The 22,717-nt window shown below is 42.1% G+C and carries 23 protein-coding genes; 14 read left to right on the plus strand and 9 right to left on the minus strand.

The features are described 5' to 3' along the window. Nucleotides 1–116: 116 nt before the first annotated feature. Nucleotides 117–1,385, minus strand: coding sequence for a hypothetical protein (locus VB693_RS02090; RefSeq protein ID WP_323264851.1), 1,269 nt, complete (start codon nt 1,383–1,385; stop codon nt 117–119). 326 nt (nt 1,386–1,711) lie between these two features. Between VB693_RS02090 and VB693_RS02095 the strand changes: the two genes are divergently transcribed. The 3 genes from VB693_RS02095 (at nt 1,712) to VB693_RS02105 (ending at nt 4,874) form a co-directional block, all read left to right on the plus strand. Beyond that, a complete protein-coding gene (locus tag VB693_RS02095) occupies nt 1,712–3,142 on the plus strand; it encodes a HAMP domain-containing sensor histidine kinase (RefSeq protein WP_323264852.1) in 1,431 nt (476 codons plus the stop codon). Between the two features lie 150 nt (nt 3,143–3,292). Further along, nucleotides 3,293–3,772 (plus strand): DUF2267 domain-containing protein, encoded by a 480-nt coding sequence (locus VB693_RS02100; protein WP_323264853.1) that lies wholly within the window; start codon nt 3,293–3,295, stop codon nt 3,770–3,772. A 298-nt stretch (nt 3,773–4,070) separates the two neighbouring features. Beyond that, nucleotides 4,071–4,874: a hypothetical protein gene (locus VB693_RS02105; protein WP_323264854.1), complete on the plus strand. Its 804-nt coding sequence runs from the start codon at nt 4,071–4,073 to the stop codon at nt 4,872–4,874. On the opposite strand, the gene VB693_RS02110 is transcribed toward VB693_RS02105, so the two are convergent. Both VB693_RS02110 and VB693_RS02115 read right to left on the minus strand, forming a co-directional pair. Then, on the minus strand, nt 4,875–5,978 hold the full coding sequence (locus VB693_RS02110; RefSeq protein WP_323264855.1) for a tetratricopeptide repeat protein: 1,104 nt from the start codon (nt 5,976–5,978) through the stop codon (nt 4,875–4,877). 94 nt (nt 5,979–6,072) lie between these two features. Continuing rightward, a complete protein-coding gene (locus tag VB693_RS02115) occupies nt 6,073–6,702 on the minus strand; it encodes a sigma-70 family RNA polymerase sigma factor (protein ID WP_190700595.1) in 630 nt (209 codons plus the stop codon). Nucleotides 6,703–6,897: 195 nt separating this feature from the next. On the opposite strand from VB693_RS02115, the gene VB693_RS02120 reads away from it, so the two are divergent. From VB693_RS02120 to bioU, 3 genes are all read left to right on the plus strand, one after another. Further along, nucleotides 6,898–7,494: a glyoxalase-like domain protein gene (locus tag VB693_RS02120; protein WP_190700593.1), complete on the plus strand. Its 597-nt coding sequence runs from the start codon at nt 6,898–6,900 to the stop codon at nt 7,492–7,494. Between the two features lie 537 nt (nt 7,495–8,031). Then, complete coding sequence (locus tag VB693_RS02125) at nt 8,032–8,607, plus strand: Uma2 family endonuclease (RefSeq protein WP_323264856.1); 576 nt, start codon at nt 8,032–8,034, stop codon at nt 8,605–8,607. A 250-nt stretch (nt 8,608–8,857) separates the two neighbouring features. Continuing rightward, complete coding sequence (bioU, locus tag VB693_RS02130) at nt 8,858–9,862, plus strand: (S)-8-amino-7-oxononanoate synthase BioU (protein ID WP_237992318.1); 1,005 nt, start codon at nt 8,858–8,860, stop codon at nt 9,860–9,862. A 57-nt stretch (nt 9,863–9,919) separates the two neighbouring features. Here bioU and VB693_RS02135 read toward each other — a convergent pair whose 3' ends face one another. The 3 genes from VB693_RS02135 to VB693_RS02145 are packed head-to-tail and all read right to left on the minus strand — an operon-like array spanning nt 9,920 to nt 11,245. Further along, nucleotides 9,920–10,456 carry a GNAT family N-acetyltransferase gene (locus VB693_RS02135; RefSeq protein WP_323264980.1) on the minus strand — a complete coding sequence of 179 codons (537 nt, stop codon included), beginning with the start codon at nt 10,454–10,456 and terminating at the stop codon, nt 9,920–9,922. A gap of 13 nt (nt 10,457–10,469) precedes the next feature. Next, complete coding sequence (locus VB693_RS02140; RefSeq protein ID WP_190700584.1) at nt 10,470–10,772, minus strand: TMEM165/GDT1 family protein; 303 nt, start codon at nt 10,770–10,772, stop codon at nt 10,470–10,472. Between the two features lie 41 nt (nt 10,773–10,813). Then, nucleotides 10,814–11,245, minus strand: a complete 432-nt coding sequence (locus tag VB693_RS02145; RefSeq protein WP_323264857.1) for a TMEM165/GDT1 family protein — start codon at nt 11,243–11,245, stop codon at nt 10,814–10,816. 152 nt (nt 11,246–11,397) lie between these two features. Here VB693_RS02145 and VB693_RS02150 point away from each other — a divergent pair, with 152 nt between their 5' ends. The 4 genes from VB693_RS02150 to VB693_RS02165 all read left to right on the plus strand — a co-directional run bounded on the left by VB693_RS02150 (nt 11,398) and on the right by VB693_RS02165 (nt 13,986). After that, nucleotides 11,398–11,652: a YlcI/YnfO family protein gene (locus VB693_RS02150; RefSeq protein ID WP_323264858.1), complete on the plus strand. Its 255-nt coding sequence runs from the start codon at nt 11,398–11,400 to the stop codon at nt 11,650–11,652. Beyond that, nucleotides 11,645–12,076, plus strand: coding sequence for a type II toxin-antitoxin system VapC family toxin (locus VB693_RS02155; RefSeq protein WP_323264859.1), 432 nt, complete (start codon nt 11,645–11,647; stop codon nt 12,074–12,076). Before VB693_RS02150 ends, VB693_RS02155 begins: the two co-directional genes overlap by 8 nt. A 140-nt stretch (nt 12,077–12,216) precedes the next feature. Then, nucleotides 12,217–13,425 (plus strand): ImmA/IrrE family metallo-endopeptidase, encoded by a 1,209-nt coding sequence (locus VB693_RS02160; RefSeq protein ID WP_323264860.1) that lies wholly within the window; start codon nt 12,217–12,219, stop codon nt 13,423–13,425. Between the two features lie 9 nt (nt 13,426–13,434). Continuing rightward, the gene (locus VB693_RS02165) at nt 13,435–13,986 is read left to right on the plus strand and encodes a hypothetical protein (protein WP_323264861.1); all 552 of its coding nucleotides are present in this window, start codon (nt 13,435–13,437) and stop codon (nt 13,984–13,986) included. A gap of 31 nt (nt 13,987–14,017) precedes the next feature. Here the strand turns inward: VB693_RS02165 and VB693_RS02170 are convergent, their stop codons facing one another. Next, entirely contained in the window at nt 14,018–14,368 is a 351-nt protein-coding gene (locus VB693_RS02170) for a YkgJ family cysteine cluster protein (RefSeq protein WP_190700577.1), read from the minus strand. A gap of 126 nt (nt 14,369–14,494) precedes the next feature. On the opposite strand from VB693_RS02170, the gene psb30 reads away from it, so the two are divergent. Beyond that, on the plus strand, nt 14,495–14,617 hold the full coding sequence (gene psb30, locus VB693_RS02175; RefSeq protein WP_190700574.1) for a photosystem II reaction center protein Ycf12/Psb30: 123 nt from the start codon (nt 14,495–14,497) through the stop codon (nt 14,615–14,617). 64 nt (nt 14,618–14,681) lie between these two features. Here the strand turns inward: psb30 and recJ are convergent, their stop codons facing one another. Together recJ and VB693_RS02185 are read right to left on the minus strand one after the other, a co-directional pair. Continuing rightward, entirely contained in the window at nt 14,682–16,802 is a 2,121-nt protein-coding gene (gene recJ / locus VB693_RS02180; protein WP_323264862.1) for a single-stranded-DNA-specific exonuclease RecJ, read from the minus strand. A 103-nt stretch (nt 16,803–16,905) separates the two neighbouring features. Further along, nucleotides 16,906–17,205 carry an antibiotic biosynthesis monooxygenase gene (locus VB693_RS02185; protein WP_323264863.1) on the minus strand — a complete coding sequence of 100 codons (300 nt, stop codon included), beginning with the start codon at nt 17,203–17,205 and terminating at the stop codon, nt 16,906–16,908. Between the two features lie 518 nt (nt 17,206–17,723). Here VB693_RS02185 and gshA point away from each other — a divergent pair. The 3 genes from gshA (at nt 17,724) to VB693_RS02200 (ending at nt 22,708) form a co-directional block, all read left to right on the plus strand. Beyond that, a complete protein-coding gene (gene gshA, locus VB693_RS02190) occupies nt 17,724–18,863 on the plus strand; it encodes a glutamate--cysteine ligase (RefSeq protein ID WP_323264864.1) in 1,140 nt (379 codons plus the stop codon). Nucleotides 18,864–19,163: 300 nt separating this feature from the next. Further along, the gene (gene trmL / locus VB693_RS02195) at nt 19,164–19,625 is read left to right on the plus strand and encodes a tRNA (uridine(34)/cytosine(34)/5-carboxymethylaminomethyluridine(34)-2'-O)-methyltransferase TrmL (RefSeq protein ID WP_190700562.1); all 462 of its coding nucleotides are present in this window, start codon (nt 19,164–19,166) and stop codon (nt 19,623–19,625) included. A gap of 866 nt (nt 19,626–20,491) precedes the next feature. Then, the gene (locus VB693_RS02200; RefSeq protein ID WP_323264865.1) at nt 20,492–22,708 is read left to right on the plus strand and encodes a peptidoglycan DD-metalloendopeptidase family protein; all 2,217 of its coding nucleotides are present in this window, start codon (nt 20,492–20,494) and stop codon (nt 22,706–22,708) included. Nucleotides 22,709–22,717: the final 9 nt, after the last annotated feature.

Here is a 22,717-nt window from a genome sequence, read left to right on the forward strand (position 1 = left end):
TCATCAAAGCTATGTTTTATTTTCCCTCCCTGCAAGCGGGGTAGGTTTTAATGACAGAGGAAAACATAACTACTTATCTGCACCTGATATCCTTTATTTCCAAAATAACGCAACATCTAAAACCGAAAAGTATACCCTGCACTTAAAGTAAACCCAAGACCAGTTTCAAAATTGCTAGTTACATCTGTGAAAATAGTATTGATAACTATGGGAATATCTTTCAATGGTGCAAAAGATGCTCCCATATTCAGGCGATTTCCTGTCCAGCTAGTAACTAAAGATATTTCTGGAATAATTCTTAAACCCAGACTTCCAAAAAGATTCATAGCATTATCACCTGCTTCTATCGCACCTTTAGAACGAAAACTACCACTACCAAGACCCGCAGAAAGCGTGAGAGGTAATTTATGATTTGGGTTATTTGGTTGTAGTGGAAATGACTTAGTAACTACCCCATAGATAGTATCTTGAGCATCGGTAACATCTCCCCATTTCACAGCATTTGACCAACCAACAGCTACAGCCGTACCATCGGTAAAATATTTGTGTAGCTTAAAACCGACACCGCCACTATCGCCAAAATCAAAATTATCACCACCACCACCGACACTAGTAATATTGACGTTAACTTCCAACCCGACAGATTTAACTGCATCACCTAAACCAAAACCCACCGACAACGAACCGTCTACATTATCCTTATCTTTATCAAGCGGGAGACTTAACCCACCCCCAATATAGGCTTGACCGTAACTTGCACCATACGCAGAGGGAGTACCCGCAGATGAACCAGGAGCAGCTTTAGGGGTCTTACGAACTCTGACTATTGGTTCAATTAACAGTTCTTGGCGCAATTGATTAGTATCGCCTAGGGTGTCACCTACTACCCCAGAAGAGTCAGTTTGTGCAATGATTTGAGTTTGATTTTGGGGCTTTAATTGCTCATCAGATTCTAATACATTTTCTGCTAAAATTTCCCCCATCCCTGCATTTGAGTGAGTGGAAAACATTTCAGCAGTATCAACACCAATAAATTCTGGGGTCTGAATATTTTGACTTTTTACAGCCTCTATGGTTCTAGATGAGAGGTACAGTTGCTTTGCGTCTGATAAAGAGGGGTTTTCTATATCCTGGGAAAGGTCAGTTTGAATGCTAGTCTGAGAACTATTAGTTTCAGATAAAGTTTGAGTAAAACTTAATTGTATTTGTGAATCAGTAACTACATGATCTGAAGCTTCTGCTGATGGGACGGAAACAACCGTTAAACCTAGCAGAGAAGTTGCTAAGGTTGTGCCTAAGTTTAGATGACTACACCTTGTATGATTAGCTTTAAAAATAGCAGGGTGGCTAACAATGTTATATTTTTGTTTATGTTTGGGAGTCACTGCAATATTCCTTCATATTTTTTGTAAAAAAAAGCCACAAGCGCAAGATGCATTTATACTCACAACATAGTCAGAACAAACAGTATTTTTACTGTTTTAATTCATAATCAACATTTAGTCCTCAGAGGATATGGGGAACTGTTGGGCAAAGATGGCAATTCTAGTGAGGTTGCAATATATCTAACATTAAATAATATAAGTATCTAAGTGATATCGGGGTTATGCGACCCTAAACTATGTTTCATCAGTAACGGAACATTCTCAGGATTATTATTGATGTACATTCTGCATATAGCTCAAAGTTCATACTTTTCCAGGTCAGTCAAATGTTCCAAGCTACTCGTCGCCGTTTGGCTATTTGGTACACTGCTGTAACTGCGGTATTACTCTTACTATTCGCCAGCGGTGTATATTTATATGTCCGTAATACCTTGGTTGAACGCGTTGATGATACGTTGAATCATGTAGTAGAGATAGTGGAGCGATCGCTAGTCATTGAACCAATTAACGATGAGCCTGAGCAATTCCGTATTAATGTAGAAGCCAGTTTTCGCACCAATGCGGAGACAGTAGAAGATGACCACATTGATTTAGAGTGGTTTAGTTCTACTGGTGAGTTAATTTGGTCTACTTTTTCTGAACCTCTCAATATTCCCATTCATAGCGATCGCACTGGTGAAACTGTACGTATAGTTAAACAAGAGAGATGGGAAAATGCAAAACCTCCCAACTCCCCACCCCCCACTCAGGACTCAGCACTACTCTTGCGCCAAGTCACCCAACGTATAGAAGTAGGACGACAGGTTTTAGGATATCTGCGGGTGAGTCATCCTTGGTTTGAAGTGACTAAACCGAGTCGCCAGTTAATTTTTGACTTGGCGTTGGGTACGGGGTTAATGGTGCTGTCTGTAGCTGCTAGCGGCTGGTTTCTTTCAGGTAAGGCTATGCAACCTGTCGGCGAGTCTTACCAACGTCTGAAACAATTTACGGCTGATGCTTCCCATGAATTAAGAAGTCCCATCACGCTAATTCAAACTAATGTGCAAGTAGCCTTGACTGACTTGGAATTAACTCAAATCGAGACGACTGTTACTAAAAATTATCGCCAACAGTTAAAGGCGGTGGAACGGCTAACACAGCGTTTGGGTAGGTTAGTTAATGACCTACTATTCTTAGCACGTCAAGATAGTGGCATGAGTAAAGATGGCTTTGCAGCTTGTCCTGTGGATGCTTTGCTAATGGAGGTAGCGGAAGAACAACAACTGCTAGCGACAGAAAAAGCCATTAGCTTAAACTTGCACCTAGTTGACTCTCCCTCTTTTGAAACTAGTCCGGAATTATTGGAAAATTGGTTCACACTGTGGGGTAACTGGGATCAATTGGTGCGTTTATTTACGAATTTGATTGGTAATGCTTTGCAATACACCCCAGCAGGTGGTGAGGTAAATGTAGAACTAGCACGGATAGATAGAATTCGCTACAACAGTGCTGCTTATTTGCAAATTAAGGTGAGTGATAGCGGTGTGGGGATTCCGGCTGAGGCTCTGCCAAAGTTATTTGACCGTTTTTATCGAGTCGATCCAGCACGCACCCATAAGACGGGTAATCTAGCTACAGACAATGCTACAGGTTCAGGATTAGGACTGGCGATCGCTCAAGCTATTGTCGAACATCACCACGGTCAAATTCAAGTAGAAAGCACTTTAGGTAAGGGTACTACTTTTAGTATTACTTTACCAGTCACTCTTGAGTCTTAATTTCTTAACTAATATTTGTTTCCTGTGGTAGATGAATTGTCTTCACTTTATTTATTAACTTATTTACTAATGGTTGCATTATCACTGGTGAGATAACTAATTTTTTGTTGTCAAAAAAATGTAACAATGAAGTAATTTTTGGAGTATTAAATGTCAACTGCTATCCAAGAAAGAGATATTCCATTTTTAGAAAAAGTTAAAGTAGAAAGTGGTTTACCAGATGTCTATGATGCCAGAGATATCACAGAAGTAGTTTTTCGAGTCATGCGTGATTTAATGACTACAGAAGCGGCTGATCGCGTTGAAGAAGAATTACATGAACCAGCAGAAATCACTGATGATAAATCTCTGCAATTAGAAATTGCTGATTTGTGGCATGATACAAATCCGCTTGTGGGATTTCTGAGCCGGGTACGTCCACCCTGGCAAGGCCCTGGTATTTTTAAAATTGATAGCGATCGCTTTTTATTTCGAGTAGCTAATGAAGGCGGAATGCCTCCAAATGTAGATCGTGAACAAGCTGTTAAGGCTGTTTTTTCTGCCACTAAAGACGAATTGTCGTCAGAAAGAATAGAGGAAATTGCCAGTTGGCTACCCGACAAAGTTCGCCAACTTTGGGAAGAAGCTTAGTAAGAATGTTAACAAATAGTTAATTACTCAAGTAGGGGCGCAAGGAATTGCACTCCTACAGATTATTCATGTGTTGCCAATATTTCTGATTCACATTATACCACAGATATAAATACCAAATGTTTTAGTCTTGAGTTTCAAGTCTAAAGTTAGAGATATATAAAACAACTAGTTGCTAAATTTAAATGGCTGAAAACCTATATTGATATGCCAGATTTTGTCTTAATTTTTAGCAATGTAATTAACTACATCATAAATCTATATATTGAGCAAAATTAAACCTAATCAGGAGTAACTTATGAAGACATATTCTCAAAAACTATTTGGTGCTATCTGCGGAGGATTACTAATCGGTATACCTGTAATTCCTCAAGTAGCATCAGCACAGCAATCCATTCCCAAGGTAAATCCTTGTCCTAGCGTTTTTTACGAAGAACCTCATAACAATCGCGTTCTAGTACCTCAAGGTTGTCCTCCCAATGCGTTAACTCGCAGATTGGAGGCTCAAGGACTTCTACCACCGATGACTCCCCCTGTTACCCAGACACCATACTCACAAGGTATGGGTGGGGAAGCACCACCATCACGTACTTCTGGAATCAATCCCTGTCCTCGCATTTATTATGAAGAACCTTTCAACTCTAGAAATGTAGTCCCCCAAGGATGTCCCCCCAACGCTCTCACCCAGCAAATGCAAGCACGGGGGATAAATCCAGAACAAATCATTCCCCCTCGCCCACCGGTTTCTGTAATTCAACCTCCCCTTCCCAGAGAACGCCAAGAACCCAGTGCTAGACTCGCTCTAGTCAATAATCAGGTTAACGTCCGGTTAGTAAATGATACTGGTGCTGAAGTAACTTATGAAGTCATTGGCGATACAGCACCGCGATCGCTACAGGGTAAATCAAATGTGATGCTGCGAGGTTTAAATGCACCTGTAACACTCACACTCTACCGTAAGGATGGAGGACTGGTTCAAGTGATTCCACAGCCGACATCAACCCAAGGAATGTTGGAAGTAAGATTGGACGAAACTACTAACTTTGGTCAAGATAAAGGTACAGTCAGAATCCAAGAGGATGGTACAGTATTTTTGAACTAGTCACCTGTCACCTGTTTCCCGCCGCTTTAACATTTGGGTTAAGCGATCGCGCAACAGCACTTCCTGTTGACGATCTTCTAGGGTTTGTGAAAGGATGATGGCTCTTTCATAAAAATTACGAGCAGTTGGGTAATTACCTAGCTGCTCGTAAAGTTGAGCGTAGGATTGAAAAGATTTTAATTGTTCTGGCAAATTTTGTAATTCTTGCGCCATAATTAAACGTTGTTGGAGTAACTCAAAAGCACGCTCGTAGCGTCCTACAGCAGTGTGAGCGGTGACTAAACCATCTATCGCTCGGATTTGGTTAGCGCGATCGCGGTTCAGTCTAGCCATCCCCATCGCCGCGCCATAGGTAGCAATAGTATCTTGATAGTTGCCAGCCGCTAGATAAGTATCACCTAAATTATTTAAAGTATTGAGTTCAGCACGCAGATTGCCAGTGCGGCGGCGGTATATTAAAGCAGTTTCATACAGCTTGATCGCTTTGTTGTAATCGCCCTGTCTAGCTGATACCAAACCCAAATTACTTAAAGTTAATCCTTCCCCTTCTATATTTTTAACATTGCGAGCAATTATTAGTGCTTCCTCTAAGGTTTTACCGGCGGGAATGGGTTCACCTACTTGTAAGAACAAAGTCCCAATATTATTTAAGGCAAAAATCTGAGATTGAAAGTCTTGAGTATCTCGTGCGATCGCTAAATGTCGGCGTAATGCGTCTTCACCTTCTTTATAACGTCCTAGTTGAATATAAGCCTTTGCTAGTAAATCATAGGTTAAACCTTTAGCTCTGAGGTCACCAATCAAATGATAAATCTCCAGTGCTTGCAAACTAGAGCCAATAGACTTTTCCGGGTAGCCACTAGCGTATTGCTGTTGACTAACACGTAATAACGCGTCTGCATCATCTCTCGATTGTCGTCCAAAAGAACTATTCAATGGACGATGCAACTGCTGAGTAATATCAACTGCGTTCGCTACCAGAGGATTTAGTAGCAAAGCCACAAGTAAAAAGTAAGAACTAAAAAATTTATACTTGTTCACCAACCCATAACGTGAAGTTTTAGGGGTGGAGAATAAATTAAAAACAGTATGCCTTTGTCTCATAAAACTTACCCCTAGGATTTCGGGTTTAAGTAGAAGCTCGCAGAAATTAATTTTGTTAGTATGAAGACTCATTAATTACGCGTATATACTTAGCTTACGATTCAACTAAATCTTCTCCCAAGTAGATGTCGCGGATATCTGCGGGTAATTTGTCCTCTAGCATACGATAGCCTTCCTGGAGAAAATTGGCTACATCAGGAGGCGTAATTTTTTCCCCTTCAGCTTGCAGATAAGCCGCAATGCGAGTTTCACTCCAATGGAAAGTTTGAGCCATCAAGACCATTAATCTTAAAATTGGGGGTAGTTGGTCTAATGCCTGTTCGATATAGCACCATAACGGCGGTGAAGTGGCTTGCAGGGAATAATGTATGGATTCTGTTGGTGGTAGTTGAATTTCGTTAATGCAGACAGCCGTGATATTAATCAGCCAATTTTGCAAAGTTAAACCTTCCTGGCCAGGTGAGGGGTTGTTTAAATCCAGTCCGCCGAGTTCATAATAAATGTGCCGCCAAGTCAGAGCAAATAGGTAGTCAGCTTGTACAGGCGATCGCGCCGAATGTTGAATCAAAGTGTAAACTATCGGGCTATAGCGGCAAAAAATAACTGTAAAGTATTTGCCAACGTCGGGATTTTGCTGAAACAATTCCAGCAGTTCTTGATCACTATGGTGAAAAAGGGACTTAACGAGCGGGTGGTTGGTTTCAGAAAAATGAGGAATTTGCATAAATCTTCCGGTGGATAGTAGTTAAGATAGTATTGGCAATAAAATTTTTAGAGTCAGCCGTATAATATCTTGATGTTGGTCTATTTGGATTAAGACTCAGACAAGTTTAGTCTTGGTACACTAGAATAAAGACCTCTTGTAAGTCTTGATCGACAATAATAAAAGCGACTCCTTTATATAATTTCTAATTTGTTCATGGTTATAGCAGCTAGTGTGATATCGTTCCTGCTCCCGCCTTTGACTTTAGGCTCATTTTTGCCCTCTCTACCCCTAGATAGCCTGTTTTCCACCCAAGGCATTATGGTGATGCTACTAGCAGCCTATGCAGGTGCTATGTGGCTATTCCTCACCAGTGCGCCCAAAGTGCATACTGTGATGGTGTCTGATTTAGAAGTTGCCCGACAATTATATGAAGGGTTGCTAGATTTGCCAGCCGCAGAAGTACCATTGCACTACTACTACAACTACGAACAAACCATAGGCGCGACGGGGATCGATCCGTTATATATGTCCACCAGTCCCAGTTGGTCAGGTAAAACAATGAACAACGGCAATGATGGACTATGGTATCAATTAAAGAAAAACACCCAACTCCACGTTATTACTGGTGCAAGTTTAGGTGTTAAGAACCAGCAACGTCACGTTTGTTTTGACCGTGATTGCTTAGAGTTGATTTTATTGCGGGTAGAAACACGCGGGTTAAAGTTTAAGATTCGTAATCAAAAACCCCTAAATTTTCTAGTCAAGGACTATGAAGGGCGGGTAATTGAAATAGCCGAAGTAGCGAATTAGTTATTAGTATTTGGTAGGGTGCGTCAGTATAAAGAATATCTTGGTATAGCAAGGTTCTTATGCGCTGACGCACCTTACTTGTTTGAATGTTGTTTAGGAAGGAAGTCCCATTGTTGAAGGTTGACTGTAGACAGCACAAGGAAAAATGAATAGATGGTAACATTCAAAACAAGAATGTTTAAAATCGCCCAAAACCATCAATTTTGGACTCAGAAGTGTCATTTATCCGATTGTTGAGAACGCTTCTTGAAATTTCTAGCAGACGAAAATTTAGATAGTCAAACATCATAAGATACTGATGATGTATATGCCCAAATACTCGAAAAATGACATCATTTTGGTTCAGTATCCCTACTTGGACTCCTTGCGGTATCTAAGCCAGAGATGCTTCTCTCCCCTTCGCCGTAGCGTCTCGTTGGCGCAGCCTCTGTCTACGACACGCTCCGCGAACGTAGAGAAGAGAAATGATAAAGGGGATAGAATAGTTTCTAGGCTAGGGATTTTGACTGACTTAATTTTTCAAGCTGCCATATCACCATGAATGCTTTAACCGTCAATCTGCAATCAGTTTTGGATCTGACAGATGAGCAGTTTTTCAAGCTATGTCAAGCAAACCGCGACTTGAGGTTTGAACGCACCGCCACGGGAGAACTAATTATTATGCCACCTACGGGGGGAGAAACGGGGAATCGTAATGGTAGACTAAATCAACAATTATTTAACTGGACTGATGCTGATGGTACTGGCATCGCTTTTGATTCCTCGACTTGTTTTAAATTGCCTAATGGTGCAGATCGTTCCCCTGATGCGGCTTGGATAAAGTTGGAAAGATGGAATGCTTTAACTGAAGAAGAAAAAGAAAAGTTTCCCCCCATTTGTCCTGATTTTGTAATTGAGTTACTTTCTCCAAGTGATAGTTTGAAAGTTGCTCAAGAAAAGATGAAAGAATATATAGATAACGGTGTAAGTTTAGGTTTTTTAATTAATCGTAAATCTCGACAACTGGAGATTTATAGACAAGGACAAGAGGTTGAGGTATTAGATTCTCCTGCTACGGTTCTAGGGGAAGATGTTTTAAATGGTTTTGTGTTGAATTTGGGGATGATTTGGTAATAACTCAAGTTGGTGGATCTTGAATAGCCTGATCATTGCCTTTAGTGATCGCCTTTGATGTCATATCGCGTGAAAATTTGCTCAAGCCTCAGCTACTCAGTAATAATTTCCGATAAAAAAACTGATCTGCTTGGGGAAGAAACTAGGATAATGAAGCATAATTAACCTTTATAGCTTTGAGCGATCGCCATCAGCCATCAGCTGAGATGGTAAAGTCTTAAGGCTTGTGATTCAACTTAAGTAATTGACTATGAATACAGCAAATATTGCGCCAGCTATACGTATCGGAGTATTGGGTTTCGGTGGACTCGGACAAGCAGCCGCCAAGGTACTGGCTGGTAAACGGGAAATGACATTGGTAGCAGTGGCAGATCAAAAAGGTTATGCTTACGCTGGTGAAGGTTTGAATTTTCAAGATTGCATTGCAACCTACCAGTCTCAAGGTTCAGTGGGTTATTTAGAACCCATCGGGAATTTAAGCAACAACAGTATTCAAGATTTAATCGACAGCGCACAACCTGTAGATGGGTATTTTTTGGCTTTGCCTAACCTACCCAATGATTTTATTCCTTCTGTAGCACGCCAGTTTATTAAATCTGGTTGGCGCGGTGTGTTGGTAGATGCCATTAAGCGCACCAGTGCTGTAGAACAGCTAATTGCCATGAAAGACGAACTGCAAGCAGCTGGTATCACCTACATGACAGGCTGCGGTGCAACACCCGGACTGTTAACCGCCGCCGCCGCCTTAGCCGCCCAAAGCTACGCCGAAGTTCATCAAGTAGAGATTACTTTTGGTGTAGGTATTGCCAACTGGGAAGCTTACCGCGCCACTGTTCGGGAAGATATTGGACATATGCCTGGTTATACTGTGGAAGTTGCCAGGGCGATGACTGATGCAGAGGTAGAAGCACTACTAGACAAAACTAATGGTGTGCTTACCTTGACCAATATGGAACACGCCGATGATGTGATGCTAGAGTTAGCAGGGATAGTAGATCGCGATCGCGTGACTGTTGGTGGTGTAGTCGATACCCGCAACCCCAAAAAGCCCCTCAGCACTAACGTTAAGGTGACAGGACGCACCTTTGAGGGTAAGATTTCTACTCATACCTTTACTTTGGGTGATGAAACCAGTATGGCAGCTAATGTCTGCGGTCCTGCTTTTGGTTATCTGAAAGCTGGTAGACAATTACATCAACGCGGGATGCACGGCATATTTACAGCAGCTGAAATTATGCCTATGTTTGTGAAATAAAGGATGAGAGTTTAGTTGACACTCCTCAATTTCAAGACAGGGGGAGTGTCAATTTGGCTATTCTGTTGACCCTTCATTGTTAAAATCTTCCCTGTTGATACTGTAAAGTAAAGCCTCAGCACCAAAGATGGCAATCGCACTCTGCATTTTTTCCCCTAACTTGTCAGCCACACGCCTAGAAGCCTGATTTTCTGGGCGGATTAAGCTGATTAAACGAGATTGTCCTAAATTTTCAAAGCCATATACCATCGATGCCTTTGCACCTTCGGTAGCATAACCATATCCCCAGTATTGTCGCCGTAAAGCCCAGCCGATTTCTAGTCCAGGCCATCCTTCTGGTTGCCAGCACCCAATCCTGCCAATCATTTCACCACTGGATTTTTCTTCAACTGCCCACAGCCCATAGCCACGTAAATGCCAATGTCCCAGCATCATCGCCATACTGCGCCATGATTCCTCACGGGATAAAGGTTTTCCATTACCGATGTAACGCATCACTTCTGGATCGCTGCACATATTAGCATAGGCATCAAGGTCTTGCTCACCAAAAGCGCGTAAAATTAGGCGAGATGTGGAAATTTGGGGAATTGACATCGCCGTTGGAAATTTAAGGAGTCTGTTCATAATCTAACGATTCTTCATTTTTGAAGAACAGCAGACGTACAGCAAGAATGGCAAAACCCGCAGCAGCGATCGCTTTTAATAAACGGGTGGGTAATACCTCTGCGACTGCACCCCCAGCTAATGCACCGAGAAAACTGGCTAAGAGTAACGCCGCCGCACTACCAAAGAAGACTGCACGTACAGACTGACCACGACCAGAAAGTGCGATCGCGGCTAGCTGACTTTTGTCGCCTAATTCGGAGATGAAAACCGTAATAAAACTCAGTCCTAAAAGATGCCAATCCATAATTTTGGGAAGTAGGAGTAAGGAGTAGGAAAGGGGGAAGATTAACCGTGTAATACATCCCAGAACAGCATGACGGAGATGAAGAGTAACATGACTCCGGCGGATTTGTCTAAAGCTTTGGGACTGAGTTGTTTAGAAATCCAACTACCTAACAGTACCCCTAATAAGCTGGTGGTAATTAGTGCAGCCCCAGAACCCAAGAATACTACCCACGGGGAATGAGATTCTGCACTCATTAATAAAGTTGATAGCTGTGTCTTATCGCCAATTTCTGCAAGAAAAATAGTAATAAAAGTAGTACCGAAAATAACAAATGGTGATTCCTGCTTTTTATGACCATCAGCACTAGCTACAGGCTGAACTGGCTCAATGATGGCGGTAGCAAGATGAGATTTGTTGCTTGCTATTAGTTCTGGCTGGTTTTCAGACTGAGATAAGCCAGAAAGGGTCACAGGTGCAGAGTCAAGTTTCACAGGCAGTAGTTTTTTAACTAGTTTGTTTTCATATTCTTCTCATTTTCTCAGATTTTTGTAATAAATTGCAACTCTACTGCAAAAAATGCAACTTTCCTGTGAGATAAACTAGTTACAGTAAGTGATACCATGAACTGGTTGCAATGAATTTTATGGAACGTGAAGCTTTAACAATTCGCTTTCCCTCGGAACTACTTGCCAAAGCCAAGAAACTTAAGGGAAGCAACGAATCCTTTAATGATTTAGTGGTGGAGGCTTTGGAATCTGAAGTCAGACGTAGGAGAGGATGGGCTGCACATCAACGAATTACTGCCCGTAGCGAAACCATCAAAGCTAAAACTGGCATACAACAAAGTTCTATAGAGATGATTCGCAGTCTCAGAGAAGGTGAAGGAAGACGTGACTAGAGTTTTGTGTCTAGATACTAGCGTTTGGATTCCTTACCTTGTCCCAGAAGTTTATCAATCTCAAGCTGTAACCCTACTAGCAGAAGCATTAAGCTTAAATATACGTTTAGTAGCACCTGCTTTTGCTTGGGCTGAGGTTGGGTCTGTACTACGGAAGAAAACGCGGTTGGGAGTCATCACCACAGAGGAAGCACTAGGTTTTTTTGAGGACTTCTGCGAACTGCCGATTGATTACGTTGAAGAAGAAGCAATCCGGATCAGAAGTTGGGAAATTGCCGAAAAATACGGTTTATCAACTCTTTATGATGCAGCATTCCTCGCTTGTGCTGAGATGACATCTGCTGAGTTTTGGACTGCTGACGCTGCACTGGTTAGGCAAGTTATACCCAGACCTGCTTACCTGCGGGAAATAGGGGAAATATAGGAGTTTTTCAACAGAGTTTTGGCTGAAGCAATCTGACATTTTAGCTTTTAAAGCCAGTTAATCTCTGACATTGTTAGAATAATTGTATAACAGTCTCATCCAATCAACCTCTCCTGCTCAACAAGGTTGAGGAAAATATTATGGCTACTAACATCCTCGACAATATTGACCTGCGGACATTGGGGGAACTCCTTCAACAAGCACGTAAGAAGTGTGGCATCACTCAGGCTGATGCAGCTAAGGTCATCGATGCTGCACGTACTACGATGATTGCTATCGAAAAAGGAGAACGCCGGCTCAAGCCTAATGAACTGATTAAACTTGCTCGTGCTTACGGATGTTCCGTTAGTGACTTTGTTCGGCCACGTCCAGTGGTGCAATCTTTTGAGGTACAGTTTCGAGCAGTTTATCAGCGCAGTGAGGAAGAAGAATCAGGAATTAAACCTTTTATTCTGCAATTAGATGAACTTTGTCAGAATTATCTGGAACTTGAGAAGATGATGGATGCGCCACTGCCGCAAAACTATCCTCTGGAGTATCAGGTCAAAAATATGCCGATTAAATCGGCTGCGGAGAGTATCGCAATTGCAGAGCGTCAACGGCTTGGCTTGGGGGATGCTCCTATTCCCAAACTTAGAGACATCCTGGAACAAGATGTGGGTTTACGTATCTTCTATTTGCAGATGCCACAAAAATACTCAGAAGTTTACAGCTATAACAAACAAGTTGGTGGCTGTATGGCTATCAATGCTAATCACTTAGAGGAGCGGCGACGTTGGTCAATGGCGCATGGATACCTGCATTTTTTAGCACATCGGCAAAAACCTGAGTTTCACTTTGATGCTCAGTATCAAAGAATGCCAGAAAGTGAGCAATTAGCGGAAACTTTCCCCAAATATTTTCTGATGCCTACCAGTGGATTGCTTAAGCGGTTCAATGATATGTATTGCACACATGGCAAATTCACTCCGACTAATCTATTTACACTCGCCCATTATTACGGTGTTTCTGTAGAAGCACTTGTTTATCGGCTTGAGGAAATAGAACTTCTGCCTACAGGAGCTTGGGAGAAATTACGAGATAGAGGTTTGAAAGTCAGAAAAGTACAACAGGAACTTGGCTTAGAGAAAATCCCCCAAAGGATTGATATGATGCCACTCCACTATCAACATTTAGCAATTGAGGCATTAGACCAAGGTTTGATTACTGAAGGGCGTTTTGCTGATTTCCTCTGTGTTGACCGCTTAGAAGCTCGCCGCATCGCACAAGCATTACGGGAATATTCAAGCGGAATGATGGAAGAAGCGACTGATTTTGATTTGCGTCAAATGCAGACTGATAGGGAGTGAGGGTAATGTATGCAGGTTAATCATTCCCACATTCTTCTTGATGCTTGTTGTGTTCTCAATTTTTGTGCGTCGGGTAATTTTTTGGGAATTTTGAAATCTATTTCGGCTGAGGTTGTAGTTACTACAGTGGTTCAAGAGTATGAGTTAAAAACACTCCAACGCCTCAAGCAAGAAGAGAACGAGGGTGCAATCCAGTTTGAAGAAGCGATTGAGCAAGGTTTACTCATAGTTGTAGATTTTGAGTCAGAACAAGAGGAAGAATCTTATGTAAACTATGCTGCTATTCTTGGTGATGATGGTGAATCTGCTACTTGTGCTATAGCTGTTCATCGTCAATGGGCGATCGCCACTGATGATAAACGAGCGATCGCATTTATACAAAAAGAAGCTCCCTATCTTCAGATTCTATCGACACCAGAAATAATCAAGCATTGGTCAGAAGCAGCAGGTCTTGATTTGTCTGAAATAAGTAATGTACTCAACACAATTCGGCTTAAAGGTCGCTATTTACCAGCTAAAACTCATCCTCTGCGAAGTTGGTGGGAAGCAGCTTTAAAATGATGTTTTAGATTAAAACCAGCTTCACATAACTTTAAATCCCTACAGCTTTATCGAAACGCAGCATTTCTAGACTTCTGTCGCCATAAACCCCCTCAATTTGCTGCTGACAGCATTCTATGGCAAAATCATTGATTTCTTCTGGCTCAATCCCATACATATCCTGAAATACCTCAGTTTCTACACGACAGAACCGGGGACGCTGGGAGTAGATACGACATTCTCGTGTGATATGGTCAAAATTAATGCACCAGCCACCTTCACCTACCATACTCAAGTAAAGTTCTAATTCTTCAGGTGTCAGATAATCTTCTATTTCGGGACGCTCGGCTGGGTCAAGATTACAGCACGCTCCACATTGTTTTACACATTGCCATGTTGCCATTTTATGTTTTTTCCTATACTTTTATTAAGTAAATTAAATATCACTGGCGATCGCCAGATATGATTAATTGCGGGTATTGCAACTGAGTAATTAAATTTTTCAGCCAATTGGGAGGAATAGAGAAAAATGTTTGACGCTATAGCTAACATTAATTGGGAAGTAATTTTCCAGCTAGTCTCTGTTGCATTAATCATCATTGCTGGGCCAGCTGTAATTTTTGTGTTGGCATTCCGCAACGGCAACCTTTAAGAGTGCAGGGTGCTGAGTGCTGAGTGCTGGGTTTTGGCAAATAGTGAAAATCAAAACTCGGAACTCATAGCTCGGTACTCATAACTGATAAAGCTTGGAGAGCTGCTTGAATAATATGGTCATATGGGGGTAAGGAGAGGTCAATTTCTAGGGCATCTTCACGACTAGTACCTAGTAAACCGATTTTACTCCCTGGCTGCATCATTAACACTTTACCCTCAGAGTTTTTGATTCTTAACTCTGGAGGAGAAATATTTTGATAAATAGCACAAGTATATTGACGTTGCTGGTAATTGAAGCTGGTTCTTAAAGGTTTAGGGGTAGGCGTATAGAATAACCGAAATTGGGGAACTGGTGATTGCTTTGATTCCTCTTGTAATTCTCCTTTGGGGAGTCTGACACCTATCAATTCCATTTCCAGAGTAGTTTTGCCATTAAAATTATTTTCTCGCAATTTGTAAGCAATATCTAATTGCCGTGGTAGAGGGTAATAATCACGCCACCGCCAGGCGATCGCCTTAATTACGTATTCCTGCTGACTAATATTTTGGCTAAAGGTAATTTTTATGTGACCCTTACCGACAATTTTTTGCTCGATAACTTTCACATTAGATGTCCAAAATACTGGGTCGGGGTTATCAATACCGCAGGGATGGAGAGCATCTAACTGTTGGTAAAGTTCTTGGTTAATTTGATGAAAATTAGCCTCAGCATCGATTTGCAGTAACGGTTTGAGGTGCTGCGGTTCTAGACATTGGTTAGCGAACTCACATAAGCGCGATCGCAATTCTTGTAAGTTGTCTGCTGGGAAAGAAAATCCACCGGCTGCTTTGTGACCGCCGAATTTACCCAGCAAATCGTGACAATATTCCAAGGCTTCAAACACATGAAACTCAGGAATACCTCTAGCTGAACCGCGAATTTGTGCGTCGTTTTCGTAAGTACCGATGAACACGGGTACGCCGTAACGTTCTACCAAACGGGAGGCGACAATACCAATTACACCATGATGCCAATCAGGTTGAACAACGACTAAAACCCGGTCTTGTTGTAGAGACGTGATAAATTGCGCCTCTACAAAAGCGATCGCTTCTTGTTCAATTTGTTCGCACAATTGTTGACGGGTGGTATTTACCTGTTCACACTGGATGGCTCGCGCCAGTGCTATCCCCAGATCATCCGTAGTCAGTAATTCAATCACCGTCTGCGGATCACCAATGCGACCAATGGCGTTAATCCGGGGGCCGAGACGGAAGCCAATATCTTCTGGTTTGAGGGTTTTAGGATTGGGGATTGGGGAAGACAATTTCTCCCCTGCTCCTTGAGCTTGCACCCCCGCAATCTGAATCAAAGCCTGTACTCCTGGTAATTGAGATTTAGGTAATAGCTTTAAGCCGCGTTTTACCCAACGACGATTGACACCAGTTAAGGGTGCTAAATCTGCGATCGTTCCCAGGGTGAACAGTGCTAGCATCGGCTGAATTAAGCCTTTAGTGTTCCCTAGCTGCTGTGCTAAAGATACCGCCAAAATATAAGCCACACCCACACCAGCCACACCTCGGTATGGTGAAGATTCCGCGATAAGTTTAGGGTTGAGGATGGCGTTAGCTGGGGGTAATTTTTGGGGAATGTCGTGGTGGTCGGTGATAATTACCTTTAGACCCAGTTCTCTAGCTCTAGCAATAGGTTCAAAAGCAGAAATCCCATTATCTACAGTCAGAATTAACTCGACACCTTCATTCTTGAACTCTTCGACAATTCTTTGATTAATCCCATAGCCTTCGTGCATCCGGCTGGGAATGGCGTAATCTACCTGTGCGCCTAAACTGCGGAGACTGCGCCACAGTAAAGCCGTGCTAGTCATCCCATCAGCATCATAATCACCACAGATAGCAATTTTAGTTTGGTTGGCGATCGCATCTTGCAATAATTCCACACTCAACGCCAAATCTGGAAATTCTACTAGCGGTGACGGTAAGTTGAGCGATTCGGGGTTTAAAAAGGCTTGTGCTTGTTCTAGGGTTTCAATCCCGCGATTAATCAGCAGCTGGCTGATAATAGGTGATAAATTCGTCGCCAATGCCAACTTTTCCGCTAATTCTGGTTTTTGTAGGTAAATGTGCCAACGTTGATCGGGTAAACGTCTGAGAGGTGGGGATAATTCTGGTGAAGGTCGATTTAGCATTTAGCTATTGGCTGTCAGCTATGAGGTGTCAGCACACAATGAAAGGGATGAAGCCTATAGTAGCTTTACCCCTCTGGTTACTCAAAAAAATCTTACCAAACCTTTACCGAAAAATTAAGATGGGTTCAAAGTGTTCTACCGTAGGAAATGGATCATAAAAATGGTGTAGGAGTTGTTTCCATTCCTGATATTCAGGAGAATTTCTAAATCCGATGGTATGTGCTTCTAAATGTTCCCATTTCACTAGTAATAAATACTTACCTTCTATTTCCAAACATTTATGCAGTTCATGGGAGATATAACCATTCATCGATGAAATGATGTTTGAGGCTTGTGGGAAAGCACCTTCAAAATCTTGCTCCATGCCATGTTTAACATTAAGCATTACTGCTTCTAAAATCATAATGCAGGTTCAAAACACATTTACGCGGCCATCATTCAGTATATAGAGAGAGCGATCGCCTGGATAACGCCAAGTGGGACGAATTTTTACTCGTAATCTGCCAAGATTTAAGTAAAGAAAGCAGCATTTTATGAGATGATAAAGACTGGCAAATTTTCAACCATACCAAGGCAACAACAAGAGAAAATTCGCATTAAATCCCGGTATTTTCCTTAGAGACTGCTTTTATCGGTAATTCATAATCAAACATGGGTGATTACCCATCACCCGTTACCGACCTCAACAGATAATCTAAGTATTAAGATGCACACGCAAAATAAATATTTCTAATCAATTTGTTGAGATTAGAGGTTGTGAGGAATTGTGAATTGAGAGTTAATTACACTCTCAAAATTTACCTTGCCTGTAGATAAGGTCAAATTCCATAATTCTTAACTTTAAATTAGGTCTCATAGTCGATACAAAAACTGGTTTAACGTCGATAAAATCTATAGGCAGGAAGAGCCGAGGAGAACGCAGTGGTCTTATTAAAAGGCTTTGAAATTGAAATGTACACTGGTACACCGCAAGGGGAAATAGTCGGTCTCTCGGATAAAATTGTTGCAGACTTGGACGGGTTTATGCGAGAACCAGATAGTCGCAATGTAGAATACGTAACCAGTCCCTTGCACAATTATGAAAGCCTGTTGTGTGCCTTGCTGCGTCCTCGGCACGAATTGCGAAAATACCTGCAAACATTGGGAGACTATACCCTAATTCCGGGAAGTACCTTATCTTTGGGTGGAAGCGATCGCTTCATGCGTTCCGATCCGGCTAACCCCTATCACGACTACATCGAAAATACCTACAATACCAAGGTAGTCACCGCTAGCGTGCATATCAATATAGGTATAGATGATCCAGAAGTGTTAATGCGAGCTTGTCGGCTGGTTCGCCTGGAAGCACCGCTATATTTAGCCTTAAGTGCTTCATCTCCCTTCATAGATGGTAAAGCCACCGGTTATCACTCCTCCCGTTGGGCTGTTTTTCCCCAAACACCAACCCATGTACCACTGTTTACAAGTCACGCCCATCATATTGAATGGGTAGAACAGCAACTACTTGCAGGGAAAATGCAAAATGTCCGTCACTTGTGGGTATCAGTCAGGCCAAATGGCGATCGCCGTCCTTATGATCTCAATCGCCTGGAATTAAGAATCTGCGACTTAGTGACAGATCCCATCGCCTTACTCTCAATCACCGCCCTTTTAGAAGCACGGTTGTTGCAACTAATAGAAAATCCTGATTTAGATCCCCTAACCCAAAGTATTTTTTCTCCTGAAGAACTCATCACTATCACTACTAATAACGAAATAGCAGCCGCTAGTGGTAGCCTGGATGCTCAACTAACACATTGGCAAGATGGTCGCACGATTATAGCCAGAGATTGGATAACTGAACTTTATACAGAAGTTTGGGCGATCGCCAAAGAACAAGGTTTTAGCTGTTTCCTTTCCCCCTTACAGAAAATCCTCCGCGCCGGGAATGAAGCCCAACACTGGCTGCAACTACATAAAGTTGGTTTAGACAGCCAGCAAGTGATCACCCAAGCTATTACCGCAACTTACGAACGCGAAATCGAACTGCAAGACAAATTGTGTTCGTCTCTCGCCGCTTAATCATATATTGATATAGCAATCGTAGATTATTGGTGAGAGCCAATAACCCTGGGTTTTTCCAGAACCCAGGGTGTTCACCAGCTAAAACCATTTTGACACTCAAAGAGACTGGATCATTCGCCGTCTTTAGCAAAAATCTCATGAGTATTTACGCCTCAAAGGTATCAATTTTTGCTTTTAAAAATTTAATCTATATTACTCGCTTGACATTTATTAACAAAACCTATGATTAGCCTCTGTCTATTGGTAGATTTTTCATGGTAAATATATCTTTTTATACAAATAGAAGTTTTACGGACAATGCCCCAGGTAGTTTTAGTGAATCCGCAAATTCCCCCCAATACAGGTAATATCGCCCGTACTTGTGCGGCTACAGGTACAGAGTTACATCTAGTCGGTCCGTTGGGATTTGAAATTAGCGATCGCTACCTCAAACGAGCCGGTTTAGATTACTGGCCTTACGTTAAGCTGCACTATCACAAATCTCTAGAGGCGTTTACAAAAGCGCATCAAGAGCGTGGAGGACGATTGTTGGGTTTTTCTGTTCACGGTAGTTCTAATTATATTTACCACCAATTTCAAGATGATGATTGGTTATTGTTCGGTAGTGAAACTACTGGCTTACCAGCAGAAGTTTTGTCGATTTGTGATGCCATCTTACACATTCCAATGGCTCAACCAGGTGTTCGCAGCTTGAATCTATCCGTCAGTGTAGCTGTAGGTTTATTTGAAGCTCGTCGCCAGTTAGGTTATTTACTATAATTTTGAACTAGATTTTGCGTAAGTAATTTTACTTACGCAAAATATTCATGTTCATTGCGAAATGAGACTTATAGACTCATGAATCTTTCGTATATATATTTAAAAACGTATTATTTGTTACGTTAATTTTTACTGTCAACTGTAATTATATTGAAAAGCCAGAAAAAATAGATGTTTTTATGATAAGAAATTTGTATATCAAATCTCATCACTTCTGAAGTTTGAATGATAGATTTTGATGAATTAAAACGGTTGAGCTATGGGGAACAAAAAATTGCAACCTCTTTCTTATAAAGAGTTTGAACCATTTTTGCTAAATAAATATTTTTGAGGAAGAAAAAAGCGGTTATAAGTTTGTACGGTTGTTTTTTAGGGAATAATCAACGTAAAGTCTCGTGTTGGGTAGACGGATCTGCTAAAAAACCCTTGAAGATATTTACATCAAGGGGCATCGCTATTCCAGAAGTCTTAGTGAGAATTGCTCACAGCGACTGTTTCCTTGGAAGGTATCATGTATTTTCTAGTCAGACCGCCAAAAGCAAGAGTAAGCTAAGACAACTCTGAGAACAGCAAACTGCGTGAGGGGGTGAGGAGTCGAACGGACAAGTCAGCATAGCAACTTTTTAAGTTTTGCTAACAGGTGTGAACTTGTCTAAATCAGAGAACCAGGTTAATCTTGCCTATGTATCTCTGGTAAAAGTGATCTTGATCTATCGTGTGATGTGATCTAGATCGTTGACTAGTTCCAACTGAAAAATCTAGGTCAGTTAAGCACTATTGATCATAGGAGGTCGTCTTTGAAACGAGCATTGAAAAAAAGAGTAAAGGCTGTGTTGAAAAATACCCCAAGCAACGATGATGCCCCAATGGATCAACTAAACGTGGCGAACAATAAGGCGAATCGTCGAGCGCGGACACAAGTAGCCATGATTGGTTTAGCAATCTCGATGGGAGCAACCAGCCTTTTGGTGACTCGGCAAAGCGATCAAGCCCAAGCCGCAGCACCTGTAGGCAGCCAAAAAGCCGCCTCAACTGCTCCTGCTGCCTCTGATAATCAAGTGAAATTTGCTCCCACAAAGCTGGGGACTCCAGTAGTCTTATCAGCAAGCGTGCCAGAGAATCCTGTCATATTTGAACCGACAGCAGTTTCACAATTGCCTGGGCTTGAAGCTAAATGGCAAGTTTTGGCAAGTGGAATGTCTGTGCCAACTTCTACCTCAGAAACTCTTTCTCAAAATTTAGTAACTTACAAAACTTCCATAGACCAGCAAAACCAACAGTCACAGCAAGAGCAAGCTAAAGACTCTGTAGAGCAGCTTGCTAAAACTAACGATGTTAATGGTGAACAAACTGCATTTATAAAAACCCAGCCACAAACAGAGGCCGCAGATAGTGCAGCTGCTAGTGGTGAAATGAATCTTCAATTGAAGGCACAGCAAGAGTTTGCTCTTAATCGCCTCCAAGAAAAATCGAACCGTTTAAGAAAAAGTCTGGCGGAGTTGCGGTCTGAGGAGTCAAAAGATTTATCAAAAAATACCTCTGGCTTGAAGCAGCCAACGGCTATAGCCAATCAGCTGCCCCCTCTCAGCACTAACGGCACAGTTATCGAACAGTCGCCAACTCGTATCACGAGTAATCAAGATAATCTGGTAACAAGTGTAAAACAGCCACAAGCGATTACTATCCCGGTGCAGCCACCAGCAACAACTGCACCAATAGTTGCACCCAAAATTACTGCGCCATCCCAACAAGCAAGATACGAGGTCAAACCAGGAGATACCCTAGCTGCGATCGCTAGCAGATACAATACTTCTGTTTCAGAACTAGTTAAAGCCAATGGAATCAGTGATCCCAATCAGTTGCAAATTAGCCAACAATTGGTGATTCCTGTTGCTCAGAACCCAATAAATAGACAGTACGGGATTAATTCTGAAGTAGCTAGTATTCCTGTAAAAACCACTAGCATTAATTCCCAACCGATTACTTCACAAACACCTGTTTTAGCTGATAACACCAGTCTCGCTGTGCCAACAACAGCAACTGAAGAGAGCCAAAACCAAGCAACTACCCCAGTTGAGCTAGAAACAACTGCTAATAATCGCGTTACTCAAAGTATGGGTGGAGACACCCCAATTCCCAGAGCTTTTGTAGAAATCCAGAAGCCCAAAAAGACGAATGACAGAGTAGCCAGTGCAAAAAACGAGCGACTCCGTAGCTTACAAGCAGAAATTCAGAGATTGCAAGCAAAATACCGCGCTCAGAATTCTGCAAATAACGCATCTTCAGAAAGAGAAGATGCGGCTGTACCCATTCCCGTAGCCACCCCCAATGGCTTGGCAGTTTCTAGACCTGTTTCTAATCAAACAGAATTTTCCATCCCGATTGCTGTTCCTACTCCCATAACACCTGGCTACGCTAACCAACCAGTTAAGCCGGAATTCCGTGCTACTCGTCCTCTAAATAACGAGCCAGTTAATCCAGAGTTCTTGCCTAACAATGGAGCTAACCAGTTGTCACCATCCCGTAATTCATCGGGTATAAGAGTAGCAACACCTCCATCTGGTGTTAATGCTTCGGACTCTTTAGGAAGAATGAGAGGAACTACTGTTTCTCCAACCAAGCTACCTCCTTTAGCTGCGGTAGACCAATATTTACCCAGAACAATTGATGAAAGCACACCTCTTCCATCAGATTCTTCTGCAACCTACACTTGGCCAGCAAAAGGTGTACTCACCTCTGGCTATGGTTGGCGTTGGGGAAGAATGCACAGAGGTATTGATATTGCCAACGGTGTTGGTACACCGATTGTTACAGCATCTGATGGCATTGTTGAGAAAGCTGGTTGGAATAAGGGTGGCTATGGCAATCTTGTAGATATCCGTCATGCCGATGGTACGTTAACTCGTTATGCTCACAACAGCAAAATTTTTGTACGAGCAGGTCAAGAGGTACGCAAAGGACAGCATATTGCCAACATGGGTAGCACTGGTTTTAGCACTGGACCTCACCTGCATTTTGAAATTCACGCAGCAGGTAAGGGAGCAATTAATCCCATAGCAATGCTACCGAAAGAGCGCATATAACTAAGGTCT

It is taken from the genome of Anabaena sp. UHCC 0399, assembly GCF_034931465.1.
GTDB lineage: Bacteria > Cyanobacteriota > Cyanobacteriia > Cyanobacteriales > Nostocaceae > Trichormus > Trichormus minutissimus.

What these genes read in the sequence shown, in the direction of transcription:
- VB693_RS02095 (WP_323264852.1), top strand. Translation starts at nt 1,712, where the DNA reads ATGTTCCAAGCTACTCGTCGCCGTTTGGCTATTTGGTACACTGCTGTA.
- VB693_RS02100 (WP_323264853.1), top strand. Translation starts at nt 3,293, where the DNA reads ATGTCAACTGCTATCCAAGAAAGAGATATTCCATTTTTAGAAAAAGTT.
- VB693_RS02105 (WP_323264854.1), top strand. Translation starts at nt 4,071, where the DNA reads ATGAAGACATATTCTCAAAAACTATTTGGTGCTATCTGCGGAGGATTA.
- VB693_RS02110 (WP_323264855.1), bottom strand. Translation starts at nt 5,978, where the DNA reads ATGAGACAAAGGCATACTGTTTTTAATTTATTCTCCACCCCTAAAACT.
- VB693_RS02115 (WP_190700595.1), bottom strand. Translation starts at nt 6,702, where the DNA reads ATGCAAATTCCTCATTTTTCTGAAACCAACCACCCGCTCGTTAAGTCC.
- VB693_RS02120 (WP_190700593.1), top strand. Translation starts at nt 6,898, where the DNA reads ATGGTTATAGCAGCTAGTGTGATATCGTTCCTGCTCCCGCCTTTGACT.
- VB693_RS02125 (WP_323264856.1), top strand. Translation starts at nt 8,032, where the DNA reads ATGAATGCTTTAACCGTCAATCTGCAATCAGTTTTGGATCTGACAGAT.
- bioU (WP_237992318.1), top strand. Translation starts at nt 8,858, where the DNA reads ATGAATACAGCAAATATTGCGCCAGCTATACGTATCGGAGTATTGGGT.
- VB693_RS02135 (WP_323264980.1), bottom strand. Translation starts at nt 10,456, where the DNA reads ATGTCAATTCCCCAAATTTCCACATCTCGCCTAATTTTACGCGCTTTT.
- VB693_RS02140 (WP_190700584.1), bottom strand. Translation starts at nt 10,772, where the DNA reads ATGGATTGGCATCTTTTAGGACTGAGTTTTATTACGGTTTTCATCTCC.
- VB693_RS02150 (WP_323264858.1), top strand. Translation starts at nt 11,398, where the DNA reads ATGGAACGTGAAGCTTTAACAATTCGCTTTCCCTCGGAACTACTTGCC.
- VB693_RS02160 (WP_323264860.1), top strand. Translation starts at nt 12,217, where the DNA reads ATGGCTACTAACATCCTCGACAATATTGACCTGCGGACATTGGGGGAA.
- VB693_RS02165 (WP_323264861.1), top strand. Translation starts at nt 13,435, where the DNA reads ATGCAGGTTAATCATTCCCACATTCTTCTTGATGCTTGTTGTGTTCTC.
- VB693_RS02170 (WP_190700577.1), bottom strand. Translation starts at nt 14,368, where the DNA reads ATGGCAACATGGCAATGTGTAAAACAATGTGGAGCGTGCTGTAATCTT.
- psb30 (WP_190700574.1), top strand. Translation starts at nt 14,495, where the DNA reads ATGTTTGACGCTATAGCTAACATTAATTGGGAAGTAATTTTCCAGCTA.
- recJ (WP_323264862.1), bottom strand. Translation starts at nt 16,802, where the DNA reads ATGCTAAATCGACCTTCACCAGAATTATCCCCACCTCTCAGACGTTTA.
- VB693_RS02185 (WP_323264863.1), bottom strand. Translation starts at nt 17,205, where the DNA reads ATGATTTTAGAAGCAGTAATGCTTAATGTTAAACATGGCATGGAGCAA.
- trmL (WP_190700562.1), top strand. Translation starts at nt 19,164, where the DNA reads ATGCCCCAGGTAGTTTTAGTGAATCCGCAAATTCCCCCCAATACAGGT.
- VB693_RS02200 (WP_323264865.1), top strand. Translation starts at nt 20,492, where the DNA reads ATGGATCAACTAAACGTGGCGAACAATAAGGCGAATCGTCGAGCGCGG.